Origin of the sequence: Acinetobacter sp. V89_7 (genome assembly GCF_029967895.1) — a bacterium.
Taxonomy (GTDB): Bacteria; Pseudomonadota; Gammaproteobacteria; order Pseudomonadales; family Moraxellaceae; genus Acinetobacter; species Acinetobacter soli.
Window position 1 is genome coordinate 103,102 of record NZ_JASCAJ010000025.1, and the last position, 15,051, is coordinate 118,152.

Annotated in this window: 12 protein-coding genes; 7 read left to right on the forward strand and 5 right to left on the reverse strand. The window is 42.2% G+C overall.

Going from position 1 to position 15,051, the window contains the following annotated elements:
* Nucleotides 1-46: 46 nt before the first annotated feature.
* Nucleotides 47-1,414 (reverse strand): nucleobase:cation symporter-2 family protein, encoded by a 1,368-nt coding sequence (locus QLG00_RS07235; RefSeq protein WP_282470716.1) that lies wholly within the window; start codon nt 1,412-1,414, stop codon nt 47-49.
* A 124-nt stretch (nt 1,415-1,538) separates the two neighbouring features.
* The gene (locus QLG00_RS07240; RefSeq protein WP_151746462.1) at nt 1,539-2,510 is read right to left on the reverse strand and encodes an MBL fold metallo-hydrolase; all 972 of its coding nucleotides are present in this window, start codon (nt 2,508-2,510) and stop codon (nt 1,539-1,541) included.
* Nucleotides 2,511-2,765: 255 nt separating this feature from the next.
* Here QLG00_RS07240 and QLG00_RS07245 point away from each other — a divergent pair, with 255 nt between their 5' ends.
* Together QLG00_RS07245 and QLG00_RS07250 are read left to right on the forward strand one after the other, a co-directional pair.
* The gene (locus tag QLG00_RS07245) at nt 2,766-4,091 is read left to right on the forward strand and encodes an MFS transporter (RefSeq protein WP_104124686.1); all 1,326 of its coding nucleotides are present in this window, start codon (nt 2,766-2,768) and stop codon (nt 4,089-4,091) included.
* Between the two features lie 13 nt (nt 4,092-4,104).
* Nucleotides 4,105-4,980 (forward strand): alpha/beta hydrolase, encoded by an 876-nt coding sequence (locus QLG00_RS07250; protein ID WP_119025381.1) that lies wholly within the window; start codon nt 4,105-4,107, stop codon nt 4,978-4,980.
* 59 nt (nt 4,981-5,039) lie between these two features.
* Here QLG00_RS07250 and metG read toward each other — a convergent pair whose 3' ends face one another.
* Together metG and tsx are read right to left on the reverse strand one after the other, a co-directional pair.
* Nucleotides 5,040-7,109 carry a methionine--tRNA ligase gene (gene metG / locus QLG00_RS07255; protein ID WP_282470717.1) on the reverse strand — a complete coding sequence of 690 codons (2,070 nt, stop codon included), beginning with the start codon at nt 7,107-7,109 and terminating at the stop codon, nt 5,040-5,042.
* Between the two features lie 181 nt (nt 7,110-7,290).
* Nucleotides 7,291-8,136: a nucleoside-specific channel-forming protein Tsx gene (tsx, locus tag QLG00_RS07260; protein WP_004935130.1), complete on the reverse strand. Its 846-nt coding sequence runs from the start codon at nt 8,134-8,136 to the stop codon at nt 7,291-7,293.
* Between the two features lie 808 nt (nt 8,137-8,944).
* Between tsx and QLG00_RS07265 the strand changes: the two genes are divergently transcribed.
* The 3 genes from QLG00_RS07265 to QLG00_RS07275 all read left to right on the forward strand — a co-directional run bounded on the left by QLG00_RS07265 (nt 8,945) and on the right by QLG00_RS07275 (nt 11,805).
* Nucleotides 8,945-9,406 (forward strand): hypothetical protein, encoded by a 462-nt coding sequence (locus QLG00_RS07265; RefSeq protein ID WP_004945655.1) that lies wholly within the window; start codon nt 8,945-8,947, stop codon nt 9,404-9,406.
* Between the two features lie 155 nt (nt 9,407-9,561).
* The gene (gene apbC, locus QLG00_RS07270; protein ID WP_282470718.1) at nt 9,562-10,761 is read left to right on the forward strand and encodes an iron-sulfur cluster carrier protein ApbC; all 1,200 of its coding nucleotides are present in this window, start codon (nt 9,562-9,564) and stop codon (nt 10,759-10,761) included.
* Between the two features lie 174 nt (nt 10,762-10,935).
* Complete coding sequence (locus QLG00_RS07275) at nt 10,936-11,805, forward strand: 5'-methylthioadenosine/S-adenosylhomocysteine nucleosidase (protein WP_055415779.1); 870 nt, start codon at nt 10,936-10,938, stop codon at nt 11,803-11,805.
* 25 nt (nt 11,806-11,830) lie between these two features.
* On the opposite strand, the gene QLG00_RS07280 is transcribed toward QLG00_RS07275, so the two are convergent.
* Nucleotides 11,831-12,385 (reverse strand): DUF2062 domain-containing protein, encoded by a 555-nt coding sequence (locus tag QLG00_RS07280; protein WP_174428798.1) that lies wholly within the window; start codon nt 12,383-12,385, stop codon nt 11,831-11,833.
* Between the two features lie 422 nt (nt 12,386-12,807).
* Here QLG00_RS07280 and QLG00_RS07285 point away from each other — a divergent pair, with 422 nt between their 5' ends.
* Nucleotides 12,808-13,401: a LysE family translocator gene (locus QLG00_RS07285; RefSeq protein ID WP_088459353.1), complete on the forward strand. Its 594-nt coding sequence runs from the start codon at nt 12,808-12,810 to the stop codon at nt 13,399-13,401.
* A gap of 256 nt (nt 13,402-13,657) precedes the next feature.
* The gene (locus tag QLG00_RS07290; RefSeq protein WP_282470719.1) at nt 13,658-15,040 is read left to right on the forward strand and encodes a hypothetical protein; all 1,383 of its coding nucleotides are present in this window, start codon (nt 13,658-13,660) and stop codon (nt 15,038-15,040) included.
* Nucleotides 15,041-15,051: the final 11 nt, after the last annotated feature.

Here is a 15,051-nt window from a genome sequence, read left to right on the forward strand (position 1 = left end):
GCCAGTCTAGGAATAGACTGGCTTGTGAACGGATCTTGATTCAGAATTATGAAGAATGAGGTGCAGTAGCAGTGGTTTTGCCGAGTTCATCCGAGGCTGTTTTTTTACCGAAATGCAAGTGATTAAAAAAGAGATTAAGTAATACCGCAGCCAAACACGTGATACTGATACCAGAGTGAAATAAGGTTTGAATTGCGTTTGGCATGGCATGGAAAAATTCAGGACTGATGAGTGGAATGAGGCCAGCACCGAGTGATACAGCCACGATAATCATATTGGATTGAACCTGATAATCGACTTTAGACAGTGTACGAATACCACTGACGGCAACACTACCAAACAGTACCAAACCCGCACCGCCCAGAACCGGCATTGGAATAGACGCCACCAAGCGACCAAATACCGGCAGTAAGCCAAGTACCACTAAAATTGCCCCAGCACTTGCCACCACAAAGCGGCTTTTCACGCCGGTAATGGCAACCAGACCGACATTTTGAACAAATGCACACTGCATAAATGCCCCAAAAAATGGTGCAATCGCAGAGGAGAGCATATCTGCACGTAGGCCATCGGCAATACGGGTATTGTCTACTTTGGTTTCGACAATTTCACCAATTGCCAGCAAGCTCGCCGTGGTTTCGGTCAAAATGACCAGCGTTACAATACACATCGATAAAATTGCTGGCCATTCAAATACAGGCATACCAAAGCCCAGAATATTCGGTAATGCCACCCAAGCGCCCTGACTGACTTTGGAAAAATCTGCCAGTCCTAATGTAAATGCCACGACAGCACCAAAAACAATCGCCAAGAGTACCGCCAAACGACGTATTGCGGCAGAACCGAATTTGGTAATCAGGAGTAAAAACACCAGTGTGATGCCTGCCAGTCCCAGATTTTCAAGCGAACCCCAGTTAGGCGCTTTAGGATTACCGCCCATGATCCAGCGAATCGCGACAGGTAATAGCGAAACTCCAATAATGGTGATAATCGAACCCGTCACAATCGGTGGAAAGAAGCGAACAATTTTGGAAAAAAATGGTGCGATCACCACACCAAAAATTGAACTGACGATAATTGCACCAAGAATGGACTGAAAGCTTCCTCCATTTGCACCAATTGCGATCATACTTGCAACGGCAGCAAACGAGGTGCCTTGCACGATTGGCAGTCTAGAGCCAAACCACTTCACGCCAAGGGTTTGAAGCAAAGTGGCTAAGCCGGCCACTAAAATTGAGGCTGTAATGAGCAGGCCGATATCGGCTTGAGATAATCCAATACCAAGACCAACAACCAGTGGGGCTGCAATGAGTCCACCGTACATCGTGAGTACATGCTGGAAGCCATAAGTCAGATTTTTAGCCAGTCCGAGATGCTCGTGCTCTGGCGATAATGCTGTCGGATTCGTGTTCATATCAGGTGCTTCGGTTCTTGATAGAGTTTCAAGAAATTTTGCAACATGCATGCCACGCATCCGCACTTCGTAATTTCATAAATTTTGAAATAACGAAATTGATATAATCCAACTCGTTTAAAGGTTAATCTTTAAAATGCACAGGAATCCATTGATAGCTTTTTCCATCTGCCGAATACACATGCCCAATTCCCGGAAAGGGTAAATGTGGTGCGGCGATGGTTTGTCCATTTTTGGCAAAATCTGCAAATTGTTTTAAGCGTGTTTGAACAGCTTGTTGTGGGTTAATGTCATATTCAATGGCTGTTTTTGGCCGATCAAACTGCACCGTATGTGAGTGAACAATATCGCCAATAAATACCACGGTTTCGCTATCAGTTTTAAGGGCATAGCTAAAGTGTCCCGGTGTGTGACCTGCGGTACTGATCACCTTAAAGCCTTGGATTTCGTCGCCAAGCTTATAGGTTTTAAAGCGTTGTTTCGCTTGATACGGTGCCAGCGCTGCTTTGATTTTTTCGACAGTACCCAAGTAGCCTGCACGTTTGGCTTCTGGCACTTTGCTGGCCTGCTTTGCATCTAACCAATAATTGGCTTCATCTTGTGAAGCATATACGGTGGCATTTGGAAAATTGGCAGTGCCATTTTTACTGATACCGCAAACATGATCGGGATGTAAATGAGTCAGTAAAATGGTATCGACCTGTTCAGGCTGGTATCCCGCTGCTTTTAAATTGGTTAAAACAGAACCTAAATGCGCCCCGAAGCAACTGGCAGCACCGCTATCGACCAGTACCAGCGATTTTCCAGTATTGACCAAAAATGCATTAACTGAAGTTTGAACGCCTTTCTCTTGATCGGCATAGTATTTCTTTAAAATGTCATGTACTTGTTGCTGTGGAATATCTTTAAATAGCGTAGGGGACATAAAGTTTGTACCGTCGAGCAGGGCGGTGATTTGAACATTGCCTGCTTGATATTGGTAATAGCCTGCGACTTGTTTTTGTGAAGTCTGCATAGACAAACTTGCAGCCTGTAGTGTGGAAATTGTACCGAAAACAAGGCTGGTCGCTATAACTGTTGATCTTAATAATGTCATGAGCATTCTTATAAAAGTAGATGTACGTAACTTTGTTTTAGCATGACCAATACTATTTTGCATTTAATTTTCAACAAGCATATAGCTGTACTTCGTAGGAAATTGAATCTAAATCTCGATTTGGAATTTTGATGTAGCACCGAGGTTCAGTTTTCATCTGATTGGATAAAGAATTGGACAATTCGGATAGAGCTTTCACTTAGAAATAGATTTAATCAAGTCATGATCACAATCGATAACAAGGTGAAGGAACGAATGAAGACGATACATGTGGATGACATCATTAATCAAAATAGATTATCACGCTTGCAAAAGCAGGTATTGATTTTGAGTTTTTTAATTTTTTTCTGTGATGGATTAGATACAGGAATTATTGGATTTATTGCCCCTGCATTACTAGACGACTGGGGCATTAGTAAACCAGCACTTGCTCCAGTTTTAAGTGCCGCTTTGGTTGGAATGTCTATTGGTGCAATAATTTCCGGACCGATATCAGACCGATTTGGTCGTAAGGGTACGATTTTAGTCAGCACATTTTTATTTGCGTTATTTTCTGTTTTATCAGGATTTGCAACCGATACCACTCAACTGATGATCTACCGTTTAATGACAGGCTTGGGTTTAGGTGCGGTCATGCCAAATATCAGTACGCTTGTATCTGAGTATATGCCTGCAAATCGCAAAGTTTTTCTAACCAGCATCCCAGGTTGCGGTTTTTTATTGGGTATTTCAAGTGGTGGACTCATTTCAAGCGTATTTCTTGAAACGATAGGGTGGAGAATGATTATGGTAGTTTGTGGTATCTTGCCACTTTTACTGCTAATGGTCCTGTTTTTTAAATTACCTGAATCAGTTCGCTTTTTAATTAAACACAATCAATTAATAGCAGCACAGAAAATTTTAGAAAAAATTCAGGGATCTGTAATTGATCTAACACGCCTCGCAAATGTTGTCGATACGACTTCCTCACAATCGATTCGTCCTGTTCAGTTTTTATTTCGTCGTCACTTAAAGATTTCCGTATGCCTTTGGCTGTCATGTTTTATGAGTCTGCTGGTATTTTATCTGTTCACAAGTTGGATGCCGACCATTTTAAAAACGTCGGGTTTAAGTACAGAACAATTTAGTTTAATTGCTTCTGTTTTTCCAATTGGCGGAGCAATTGGGGCTGCGATTATTGGCTGGTATATGGATAAGATAAATCCACATCGAGTCATCAAAAGCGCCTATTTGATTGCTTTTATTCTGTTTATAACGGCAAGTTTTATTCATTCAAATCTATTTTTACTTAGCCTCACCATTTTACTTACAGGTGCTATGTTGGCTGGTGCTCAGGCAGCTTTACTACCTCTGGCAACGATTTCATATCCAACTGAGTGTAGAGCAGTTGGTGTATCGTGGATGCATGGAATCGGACGATTAGGGGCAATTTTTGGGGCCTTTACAGGATCGCTAATTTTCCAATTTAGTTTTTCATTGGGCGAAATTCTGTTGATCTTGTCTGTACCTACCTTTATTGCTTTTTTGGGACTTAATCTTCAAAGTGATCGACATAATAATAAAGCTGAAATTGTGACTTAAAGGAGAAAAATATATGGACTTATATTTCTCAGATATTGAAGAACGTAATCGACAATATAATGCCAGAAACTCAGTCGCTGATTTTGAAAACTGTATGCAGATCTATCGTCAATTGGCCGAGCAGGCCAAACAACGTGTTGTAGGACTATACGATATTGCATATGGAGTTTCTAAGCAGGAGAAACTCGATATCTTTCCAAGTGTTTCACAACCAGCTCCAGTATTTGTTTATATTCATGGTGGATACTGGCGGGCTCAGTCTAAAGATGATGCTTGTTCCATGGCAGAAAATATGGTCAAACATGGTATTTCTGTGGTAACAGTCGAATATAACTTATGTCCAACATTTACTTTGTTTGAGATCGTGAAAGAAATACGTTCTGCAATAGCTTGGCTATACAAAAATGCACATCGGTATGGAATCGATGCTGAACAGATTTATGTCTGTGGCAGTTCAGCGGGTGGGCATTTGGTGGCTATGCTTTGGAATGATCAATGGCAGCAGCATTTTGATGTCCCTAAGAATGTTATTAAAGGCGTGGTGGCTTTGAGTGGATTGTTTGACTTAAAACCACTTTGCGATATCGACCAAAATCAATGGTTAAAACTCAATATTGAACAAGCCGATCGACTTAGTCCTATTCATGATCTTCCTCATCCTTCAACAGCAGCGCCTTTGTTATTGTCAGTTGGTGAACTTGAGACACAAGGTTTTAAAAATCAGACTTTGAATTTTTATGAGACTTGCATAACGCAAGGTTATTCTCAAGTGGCGTATTTGAAAGATAAAGGACACAATCATTTTGATATTGTGAACACGCTGGCTGAGCCAGATTCGGATTTATTTCGTGCTGTGAAACAAATGATTCAGACCAATGCCAAAGCGTAAATAAAATCTAAAGCAAATAAAAAAAGCTGGAAAACTCCAGCTTTTTTTATTTGGTAAAATTAAGACACTTTATCGCCCGGTTTTGCACCGCTGTCTGGTGAAATTACCCAAACACCGTCGCCATTACCCGCAGCTAAAACCATCCCGTTAGAAATACCAAAACGCATCTTACGTGGTGCAAGGTTCGCCACCATCACCACCAGTTTGCCTTTTAACTCTTCAGGCTGATAAAACTCACGAATCCCGCTAAAGACATTGCGCGGTTCAGCTTCGCCGACATCTAAAGTCAATTGAAGCAGCTTGTCTGAGCCTTCAACTGTCGCAGCGTCTTGCACAAGCGCTACACGAAGGTCAACTTTCATAAAGTCTTCAATACCGATAGTGCTGGTATTAAGAGCAGCTTCACCTACTTTTGGTTCAGGCTTCTTCTCGACTTTCTTCTCTTTTTTCTTTTCCGCTTTTGGTGCTTCTGCTGTAGCAGCCAACGAATCTTTAGATGCATCGACCATCGCAGCCACAGCTTTCGGATCTACACGTTGCATGAGTGGTTGGAACTGTGCAATTTCGTGTGCAAGCAAGATTTGCTGACGTGATGCAAAATCAAAGCTTTCAAGTTGTAAGAAAGCCTGAACTTGAGCAGCAAGTGTTGGCAGCACAGGAGACAGGTAAATCGCAAGCTGACGGAATAAGTTAATCCCGACTGAGCAAACGTCATGAACTTGTTGTTCTTGACCCTCTTGCTTCGCAAGCGCCCATGGTTTTTTCTCATCGATATATTGGTTGGCTTTGTCGGCCAGCGCCATAATTTCACGAATTGCAGCGCTAAACTCACGCGCCTCGTAGGCTTGTGCAATAGAGTCGCCAGCATCGATAAAGCTTTGTACCAGTTCTGGTTCTGCACAGTTTGCAGATAGGGTATTGTTAAAGCTGCTATTGATAAATTTGGCACAGCGGCTGGCAATGTTGACCACTTTACCGACCAAATCAGAATTTACTTTTTGTACAAAATCATCCAGATTCAAATCTGAATCTTCCACTTTGTCCGAAAGTTTCGATGCAAAGTAGTAGCGTAGGTATTCTGGATTCAGGTGCTGTAAATAGGTTTCTGCTTTAATAAAGGTACCGCGTGATTTCGACATTTTCTGACCATTGACCGTCAGGAAACCATTAACGAATAAACCACTTGGAGTACGGTAGTTGGCACCTTCAAGCATTGCCGGCCAGAACAGCGCATGGAAGTAAACAATATCTTTACCAATGAAGTGATAGACTTCGTTTTGGCTGTCTTTTTTCCAGTAATCATCAAAGTTGAGCTCTGGGCGCTTGGCTTTGATGTAGTTTTCAAAGCTCGACATATAGCCAATTGGCGCATCGACCCACACATAAAAATACTTGTTAGGTGCATCTGGAATTTCAAAACCAAAATACGGCGCATCGCGTGAAATATCCCAGTCGGCTAAACCTGCTTCAAACCATTCATCTAGCTTGTTGGCAATCGATACTGGCAAACGACCTTCGTCACGTGTCCATTTTTGCAAGTATTCACCAAAGTTGGGTAGCTTAAAGAAGTAATGATCTGACGATTTTTCAACGGGGGTTGCGCCGCTTAAAGTCGAACGCGGATTAAGTAATTCGGTGGCATTGTAAGTGGTGCCACATACTTCACACGCATCACCATATTGGTCTTCTGCTTTACATTTTGGGCAAGTGCCTTTAATAAAACGATCTGATAAAAACATTTGTTTTTCAGGATCGAAAAGCTGAGTGATCGGGCGAACGGCAATATTGCCTGCTTCGCGGTTTTTTAAATAAATATCTTCAGAACGTGCTTTGTTTTCAGCGCTGTGAGTCGAGTCGTAATGATCGAAATGTACACCAAACCCGTCAAAATCGCGGATATGTTCTTTTTGTACATTGGCAATTTGCTGTTCTGGCGAGATTCCATTGGCTTCGGCACGTAACATGATTGCCGTACCATGAGCATCATCCGCACATACGTAGGTCACATCATGGCCCATTGCACGCATGGCACGAACCCAAATATCTGCTTGGATATAACCGAGTAAGTGGCCCATATGGATGGGTCCATTGGCATAAGGGAGGGCGTTGGTGACTAAAATTTTACGCACGGATTGGATTCTCTCATTCGTATTCATAAGACCGATGATTCTAACTGATGAACCCGAGAAAACAAAGCAAGGCATGGCTTGACAGAGAAGGGAAAATTAAAAAAGAGCACTCAGATGAAGTGCTTAAAACAACTCAAGCCTGCGAGCAGGCTTGAGGGAGATGGATCGAGAGGTGAATGACTTAGAACTGATAACCCGCAGCGACGTAGTAACCCCAGCCGGTACTGTTTTGTACAAAGTCGCCATTACCCCAGTTGGCAACCGCGCCGTCTTTAAACTGACCGCCATTGTGGAAGTAACGCGCAGCAGTGAATAAACGCAGATGCTTCATGTTATAAGAAAAAACATGCGTTGAAACCAAAGCTTCATTGGTGCGGTTCGGGTCTTTATCGCCAAGTTTCGAACCAAAGTCATAGTTGGTAAAGGTGAAATAGTTGAGTGATGCGCCATTATTAAATGAATAAAGCGGATAGAAAAACTGAACCTGTAAACGTCCGCCATCATCTGAAGTATATGAGTTTGGCGCGCCGTAGTTTTCCCATTGCTGTTTTGCAAATACGTTTACATTCATACCAAGTTTGGTGTGGGTGTCAATTGAGGTACCCAAACCATAGTACAAGGTATTTTGGCTGTTATTCGAGTGACCACCAGCGTCTACGATCCAGTCAGTTGCAAAGAACCAGTCTTTAAATGGCCCAACGGAGAGATCTTTACCGGTTAAACGATTGAACGAAACTTTTGGCTGGTTTTCAGCAAAGAGTTTAGAACCGTCTTTATCCCAAACCCCTTTAATGTTGTCGTTACCACCAAAATATTTTGGCGCATCGAAATAGCCATACCAATCGATTGGACCAGTCTGACCATAATACTCAAGCTCAAGATAGGCATTTTCTACTGTTTTTGGCGAAAATTTGACATCATTGCTATAAATACCCCAAAGTGTAGCATTCACACCAGCATTGGCCTGTTGTACACCCAGCAATGTTGCTGCAGCTAAAAATACAGTGCTTAACGATTTAAGAGACATTATTAGAACTACTCCAACATCATAAATTTTTAGACATATCGCACTATGTCTAAACAAAAGATTCTTTAGAAAAAACGAACGCAAAAGACCTAAGCAATGAATATGCCACTCTACTGGCATGGGCTCGGCTACACTGACCGTGAATTGCGTAATCTTGGTGGACGCGATTTTATGTTATTTTGATGCAAAGTTGTTAAACTTTGTAATTAAAGGTGCTGTAAGATGATTTTTAAAGAATAAATTTTAGATTTATTATTAAATAATTCATGTTTTTAATTTTATTTTTCATCATTAAAAAGTCTAAAAATTTTATTGAGACTCAGCATATCCGCTGTGTATCGTTTAGTTTTTTTAATCAACGTCGCAATGATTCAATCGATTACATCGTGAAAGCAAGATATAGCTTCCTCGCTATGAAAAGTTGACCATTTGGTGCATTTTTTCAAAAGTTGATCTGTAAGGTGGCACAACAACGAAGTTGAATTATCCCTAACATTTGACAACACGCAGCTCTATTTCATGCGAGCTTGAGAAGTTCTACAGTCAATTTTCAATTGAGTGGGTAAATTAAGAATTGTTCAATTACAAAGCCTGTGTGCTGTTGGTCAAAAAAGTCAATGAAAAGGAATTAGTATATTGAAATTTAAGATAAAACACTTCGCTACAATGTGTATCATCTTTGTTGCAAATTGCAGTTTTTAAACCTTTCGCTGCATAAGCATTGTATAAAAGAAGATAGATCAAAGCTCCCATCAAGATTCCATATCACAGATTTTACTCAAATATCTAAGACAAAGAGGATTGCGACATGACCAGCGAAAACAAATTAGATGATTTAAAAAATAAAGCGGCTGACCTAGGCGATGAACTCAAACATAAAGCCAAAGAGGCCAAGCTAGAAGGCGAAAAAGCGCTAGATGACCTCAAGCATAAAGCTCAAGAGGCTAAGCTCAATGGTGAAAAAGCTGTAGATGACTTTAAAAAAGATGCAGAGCGTGATCATTCAGATAAAAAAGCTGCATTTGATGACAAGGTCGATGAAGCCAAAACCAAATGGGATGATGCCAAAGGCGATGCGCAAGATAAGTTCGATCATCTGAAAACTGAAGCAGGGCATAAGCTTGAAGAAGCCAAGTTAAAGGCACAAGAGCTCAAGCATGAAGCATCGGTGAAACTCGATGAACTTAAAACACAAGCATCGGCTAAACTCGACGAATTGAAAAAAACAGCTACCGACACTTTAAACAAATTTAAAGGCAACGACAAATAAGTCTTGCCCTTAAAAATTGGCTAACTCAAATACGTTCACTGCATATTATTGATGTAGAGAAAATGCGACATTAATATGGTGTAGTGAACGAGCTTTTATAAAAATACTGTTAAACTACGCTCTACTAGACGCATTATTTCTGTGGAGTATTACGAATGTCGTGGCTTTCATCGCTTAAATCTGTATTTTCACCCGCACAAGAGGTGAAAGAAGAAGACATTCAAGCCATACTTCAAACCTATCGTCTTACAGGACACTCATTCGAACTTAAAGACCGTATTACGCAAGTAAACGTGCAGGGTCGTGTCTTGCAACTGACGATCAAAACCTATCCTGAAGAAGCCGATCATTTACAGCAAATTCATGACGAACTTGCAGGTGCGTTACAAGGTGCAGGGATTGAAGAGTTAAATTTGCATGTAATTCAGCAAAAAACCGCACCGCGTACGCAAGAAGTTGCCGCAACTTTACCTCCTGTCGTCGATGCCTCTGCATCACCAACACCTGATCCGAACAATCCACCAATTCAAAAGAAAGCCCCGCTACAAAGTGAGGTTGCTGCTCACCCGCGTATTCAACATGTGATTTTGGTGTCTTCTGGTAAAGGCGGTGTGGGGAAATCGACCACCACGGTCAATTTGGCCTTGGCATTACACAAACAAGGTTTAAAGGTGGGCATATTAGATGCCGATATCTATGGGCCAAGTATTCCGACCATGTTGGGCAATGCGGGTCAAACCCCAATGATTGAAAATGAAAGTTTTGTGCCACTTGAAGCACATGGGCTAGCAGTACTTTCTATTGGACATTTGACTGGCGACCATAACACTCCTGTGGCATGGCGTGGGCCAAAAGCTACAGGTGCGCTGATGCAGCTCTTTAACCAGACGCTCTGGCCAGATTTGGATGTGCTGGTGATCGATATGCCACCGGGCACAGGCGATATTCAACTGACGCTTGCACAGCGCATTCCGGTTTCGGGTGCTGTGATTGTAACCACTCCTCAAAATGTCGCATTGCTTGATGCCACTAAAGGTATTGAGCTATTTAACCGGGTGGGTATTCCTGTATTGGGTGTGATTGAAAACATGTCGACCCATATCTGTTCAAATTGTGGTTTTGAAGAGCAGATTTTTGGTACGGGTGGGGGCGATCAGTTGTCTGAACAGTATCAGATTCCACTGCTTGGGCGCCTGCCTCTTAATGGGCAAATTCGTGAAAATGCCGATAAGGGCCAACCGAGTGTGGTTGCGCAAGATGCTGCTGCTGAAAGTTATGAACTGATTGCACAGGCGCTTTGGTCGCGCGTAGCAGATTTGCCGCAACGTGCGCGTGATGACAAGCGTATCTTTTAATTTGAAAACGGGTTCACTAGATCTGCACGAGATATAGCCTATTTATTATGATTTTTATTAGATTTTCTATATAATCATGCTATCTATCTGATTATTTAACTTTTATTGGTTAGTTTTTTTGAACGATTGGCATAAAATTTGCTAATTACTTGTTTTTGGATTTAAGGATAACGAATGAAGTTTAAAGCGTTGTTTACTGCACTTGGTCTTTGCTCAGGTTTGTTTTTGACCGCGTGTAGCAGCCATTATGTTGCATCTACTCCCTCAGTTGAAGTGAAGTCAGCATTGAAACCAATCATTATTCAGGGTGCTTTACCCGTCGAGTCTGAGCAAATGGCATCTAAACTCAGTGATGTCAGTGTAGAAACCATCGGTGGCTGGAAATTCTGGAAAGGCACGTATCATGGCTATCCAGTCATTATTTCAAAAACGCGTATGGGCATGAGTAACTCTGCAGCAGCAACAGCGATTGCCATTGAACGTTTCCAGCCTGTTGCGATTATCAACCAAGGAACATCGGGCGGTCATGATCCAAAATTGAATGTTTACGATATTGTGCTGGGTCAATACACCACCAATATTGGTGCATTTAAAACACCGCACCAGCCTGTCGGTGGTGGATCGGATGCACTCAAATGGAATGAAGCATTTGATGTACTACCAAAAGATGAATCCGACCCAGAGCCAATTGCAATTCGTAAATTTCAAGCCGATGCCGGTTTACTTGCCGCTGCACAGCGCGTGAAATCGAGCTATAACAAAGGTAAGGTGGTTGAAGGAACCATTGGTTCTGCCGACGTTTGGAATAACGAACTAGATCGCATCAAATTCTTTAATACCCGTTACGGTACGTCGGTAGAAGAAATGGAAGCGGCATCGGTTGCACAAATTGCCAGTCAGTTTAATGTGCCATTTATCGGTATTCGCGTGGTGTCAAACAACATCACCAACAACGGCAAGTATGATGGCGGTACAGGTGAGGCGTGTCAGGAATACGTTTTGCATGTGGCCGAAGAATACATGAAAGGCTTAAAAGCAAAATAAGCCGAGCTCACAACAAGGCCGAACTTTAGTTCGGCTTTTTGTTTGGTCTGTTTTTCCAATGATGAATCACACTCCAGCGCCAAAATAAATTGGTCACCACCGATAAAACAATGGCAACCACTAAGGCTTCAATGACCAGCCCGGAAAGTAAAATTTTGGCGAGGCTTAAATCAATATGAGCGTGTCCGAAGTTTCTCACCCAGTTCGAAATTTGATGTAAGACACCGAGCAGCATTTCTTTATTGATCATCTGCACATGATAAATTTTTGTGCCAATCCAGAAGCCGATATACAAAATCGGTACCAGTGTAAGTGGATTACTTAACCATGCCAAAACCAGCCCAATCGGAAGATTCACTTCAAACATCAGAACAGCAGCAACAATAAACAAGCTGTGAAACGGAATGGGCAGCAGGCCAAAGAATGTCCCTATAAATACAGCACGGGTAATCGATTTTCGATTGATATACCACAGCAAAGGATTGAGCGATCGTTTACCAAAAAATCGCATCAATTTCAGATTAGCGACCTTTTCAGATGAAGGAAGCCATGATTGGAAGAACTGCTTTGCCATAGACATAATATCATTCAATACGCAATACCACGGTATGTCGCATTGTCGCGATCATCTGGTGCATCAGGACATGACCTATAGTGCTGAGGAAAACTTAGATAAAACTTAAAGCTTTGAAAAAGAGGGAATTGATTGCAATACAAACAACCAAGTGTCGAGATATAACGGTACGCCTTTTGCAGCGAAGTGTCAAATTGTGGCGCAAGATTGCAAAATTGAATAAAAAGATTGAGATAGATCACACAAGTCATAATTATATACACTTTTAAAGTGACTGCTGCGTCTTATTGATTTATAGCTTATAAACCCCTGTAAAGTATTGAAAATATCCATGAACGGCCAATATCAATCTGAGCAGTTTCAGTATATGTTTGTTGGCTGGTGCTATAGTGTTTTTCGTCTGGTTTGATACAGGGTGAGGTCATCGGATGATTTCATGGTTTTTTGTGGGACTGGTTGCTGCCATTTTGCTAACACCAGGCCCAACCAATACATTGCTGGCATCGTCTGGTATTCAGGTCGGGGTGCGTGCATCTTTAAAGCTGATTCCTGCTGAAGTCACGGGATATATTATTTCGATCTCGTTTTGGGGATTACTGATTGGTTTAATTTCCCAGCATTTTGCTTTACTACCAACCATTTTGAAGTTGCTTAGTGCATTTTACATTTTGTACTTGGCCATCAAGCTGTGGCGTACAGCCGATCATCAACAAAATTTGTCTCAACCTACGATTCGTTTTACCGAACTCCTTTGTGCCACTATTTTAAATCCGAAAGGTTTATTGTTTGCCTCTGCCATTTTCCCACAGGCTGCGTGGTCCAACATGCATTTGTACGGTCTACATATGGCTGTATTTCTCATGCTGATTATCCCGATTGCAACTTTCTGGATTATCGTTGGGGCGTTGCTGGCAAAAAATCGGACACGCTGGTTTAATCCATCTAACCTACAACGCACTGCATCACTGATTTTGGTGAGTTTCTCCATACCACTGAGTTATTCTGCCTTTTTAAAATTTTAAAGCGTGTTCGGTGTTCGCAAGTCGCAACGTTTATGGTGTTGTAAATTGAAGCGTAAAAAGCCGTATTAGCTTACGCTTGTCGGAAATGTTTTTTTTTACATGTTTTTTTTTTGCATTTGTTTAAACAATACGCATAATAGAAAGTGAGTCAGGGTTGGCAAAATTGCTAGCCCATGTGGCAGGCGGGACGCTTTTCACAGCAGATAAAATCAAGAAAAATAAAATATGGTGCGGAGCATCGTATAACAGGATGGTCATGATGACGACAGGACATTCTACAGTCAACGTTCAACTCGCAGTGCTACTTTTGAGTCTAGGCTTAGGCCTCGCTCATTCAGCTTTTGCCTTGGAAGCATTGTCAGATGAAAGCTTGAGTCAGCAAACTGGTGAAGGGATTGCGATCTTGCCCGAAAACGTCAAAATGGTGTTTCAAAAGGCAGAAGACAATTTAAGTACAGCACAAAATAAAGCCCGTGTGGCAGATCGAAGTTTTGATACCGGTCTGATTCGTGTGATTCCTGTCGGCCCATTGTCTGCAACGGCCACTGCCGCAGGTGCAAAAAAAGCCGATCTGTATCTTTACGGTTTGGCACTCTCTAAAAGCGACAGCGATGTCAACTCACGCTTTAGCAATACTGGACTCAATCTCGGTACTGAATCTAACCCGTGGGTTTTAAATGTATTACCTGTCAATACTTTTGATTTTGCAGGGAATCTCCAAAATTTAAGTTACTTAAGCCTTGAGGCTCCTTTACTGCGGGCAGATGGCACAGTCGGCACAGACCCTGCCAAATTGGGCTTATGGGGCGATATCTTTTCGCGTAACTCGACCACCAGCACCACCGTGAACCCTGTAACTGGCGCACCAACCACTTTAGGTGGACTTGAACAGCGCTTACGTGTGCAAATGGTGCTCAATGGTCTAAATTTAAACGGCTCGAACTTTAAGCTGTTTCAAACTTTAGGCAATGCGCAGGCATCAGGGCTACCAGCTTCATATAATCAAACACTCGGTTTGGCGGCATTGATTCGTTTAAATACCGATTACAATGCGGGTACGCGTACCACAGCAGATGCGAGTCGCGTGCTAAGAATCAGCTCGGCTGAAGCCACTACAGATACCAGTAGCTGTACCAGTACCGGAACTTGCTTAAATACACCGGCCATTACTGGCGGCGGCGCACCAAGTTTTAATGCTCAAGAGGGCTTATACATTTATAGCCCAAATATCAATCTGGTTTTGGGTAATATTTATCAGCCGCTTATTTTTAATACCGACGGCACCAATTTTTCTTTGGAGCTGACCCGTATTCCAAACGTGGCCAGTATTTATCAGCAAATTTATACCGATTACTCGGGTACCAACTCAGCTTATAAGGGTTCGACCTGTAACGTGCAAAGCTGTGGCACGGCCTCCACCATTGCTGGGGTGAATTATCAAGGCACAACCGCTACACACAGTAGTATCAGTATTGGAACAGTCGGAATCGGAAGCGGCAACTTACTAAATGCGGTGAATACCAGCTCGGCTGTAGGGGTCACTTTTAAAGATCCATCTGGCAATGCGGTGAATTTAGGTTCGGCAGCAATTGATGGCCTGATGATTCAGCATTTTAAAATTTCGACCACCGGACTTTGAAGGAGCGTATC

What these genes read in the sequence shown, in the direction of transcription:
- QLG00_RS07250 (WP_119025381.1), top strand. Translation starts at nt 4,105, where the DNA reads ATGGACTTATATTTCTCAGATATTGAAGAACGTAATCGACAATATAAT.
- QLG00_RS07290 (WP_282470719.1), top strand. Translation starts at nt 13,658, where the DNA reads ATGATGACGACAGGACATTCTACAGTCAACGTTCAACTCGCAGTGCTA.
- QLG00_RS07275 (WP_055415779.1), top strand. Translation starts at nt 10,936, where the DNA reads ATGAAGTTTAAAGCGTTGTTTACTGCACTTGGTCTTTGCTCAGGTTTG.
- QLG00_RS07265 (WP_004945655.1), top strand. Translation starts at nt 8,945, where the DNA reads ATGACCAGCGAAAACAAATTAGATGATTTAAAAAATAAAGCGGCTGAC.
- tsx (WP_004935130.1), bottom strand. Translation starts at nt 8,136, where the DNA reads ATGTCTCTTAAATCGTTAAGCACTGTATTTTTAGCTGCAGCAACATTG.
- QLG00_RS07245 (WP_104124686.1), top strand. Translation starts at nt 2,766, where the DNA reads ATGAAGACGATACATGTGGATGACATCATTAATCAAAATAGATTATCA.
- QLG00_RS07240 (WP_151746462.1), bottom strand. Translation starts at nt 2,510, where the DNA reads ATGACATTATTAAGATCAACAGTTATAGCGACCAGCCTTGTTTTCGGT.
- apbC (WP_282470718.1), top strand. Translation starts at nt 9,562, where the DNA reads ATGTCGTGGCTTTCATCGCTTAAATCTGTATTTTCACCCGCACAAGAG.
- QLG00_RS07235 (WP_282470716.1), bottom strand. Translation starts at nt 1,414, where the DNA reads ATGAACACGAATCCGACAGCATTATCGCCAGAGCACGAGCATCTCGGA.
- QLG00_RS07280 (WP_174428798.1), bottom strand. Translation starts at nt 12,385, where the DNA reads ATGTCTATGGCAAAGCAGTTCTTCCAATCATGGCTTCCTTCATCTGAA.
- QLG00_RS07285 (WP_088459353.1), top strand. Translation starts at nt 12,808, where the DNA reads ATGATTTCATGGTTTTTTGTGGGACTGGTTGCTGCCATTTTGCTAACA.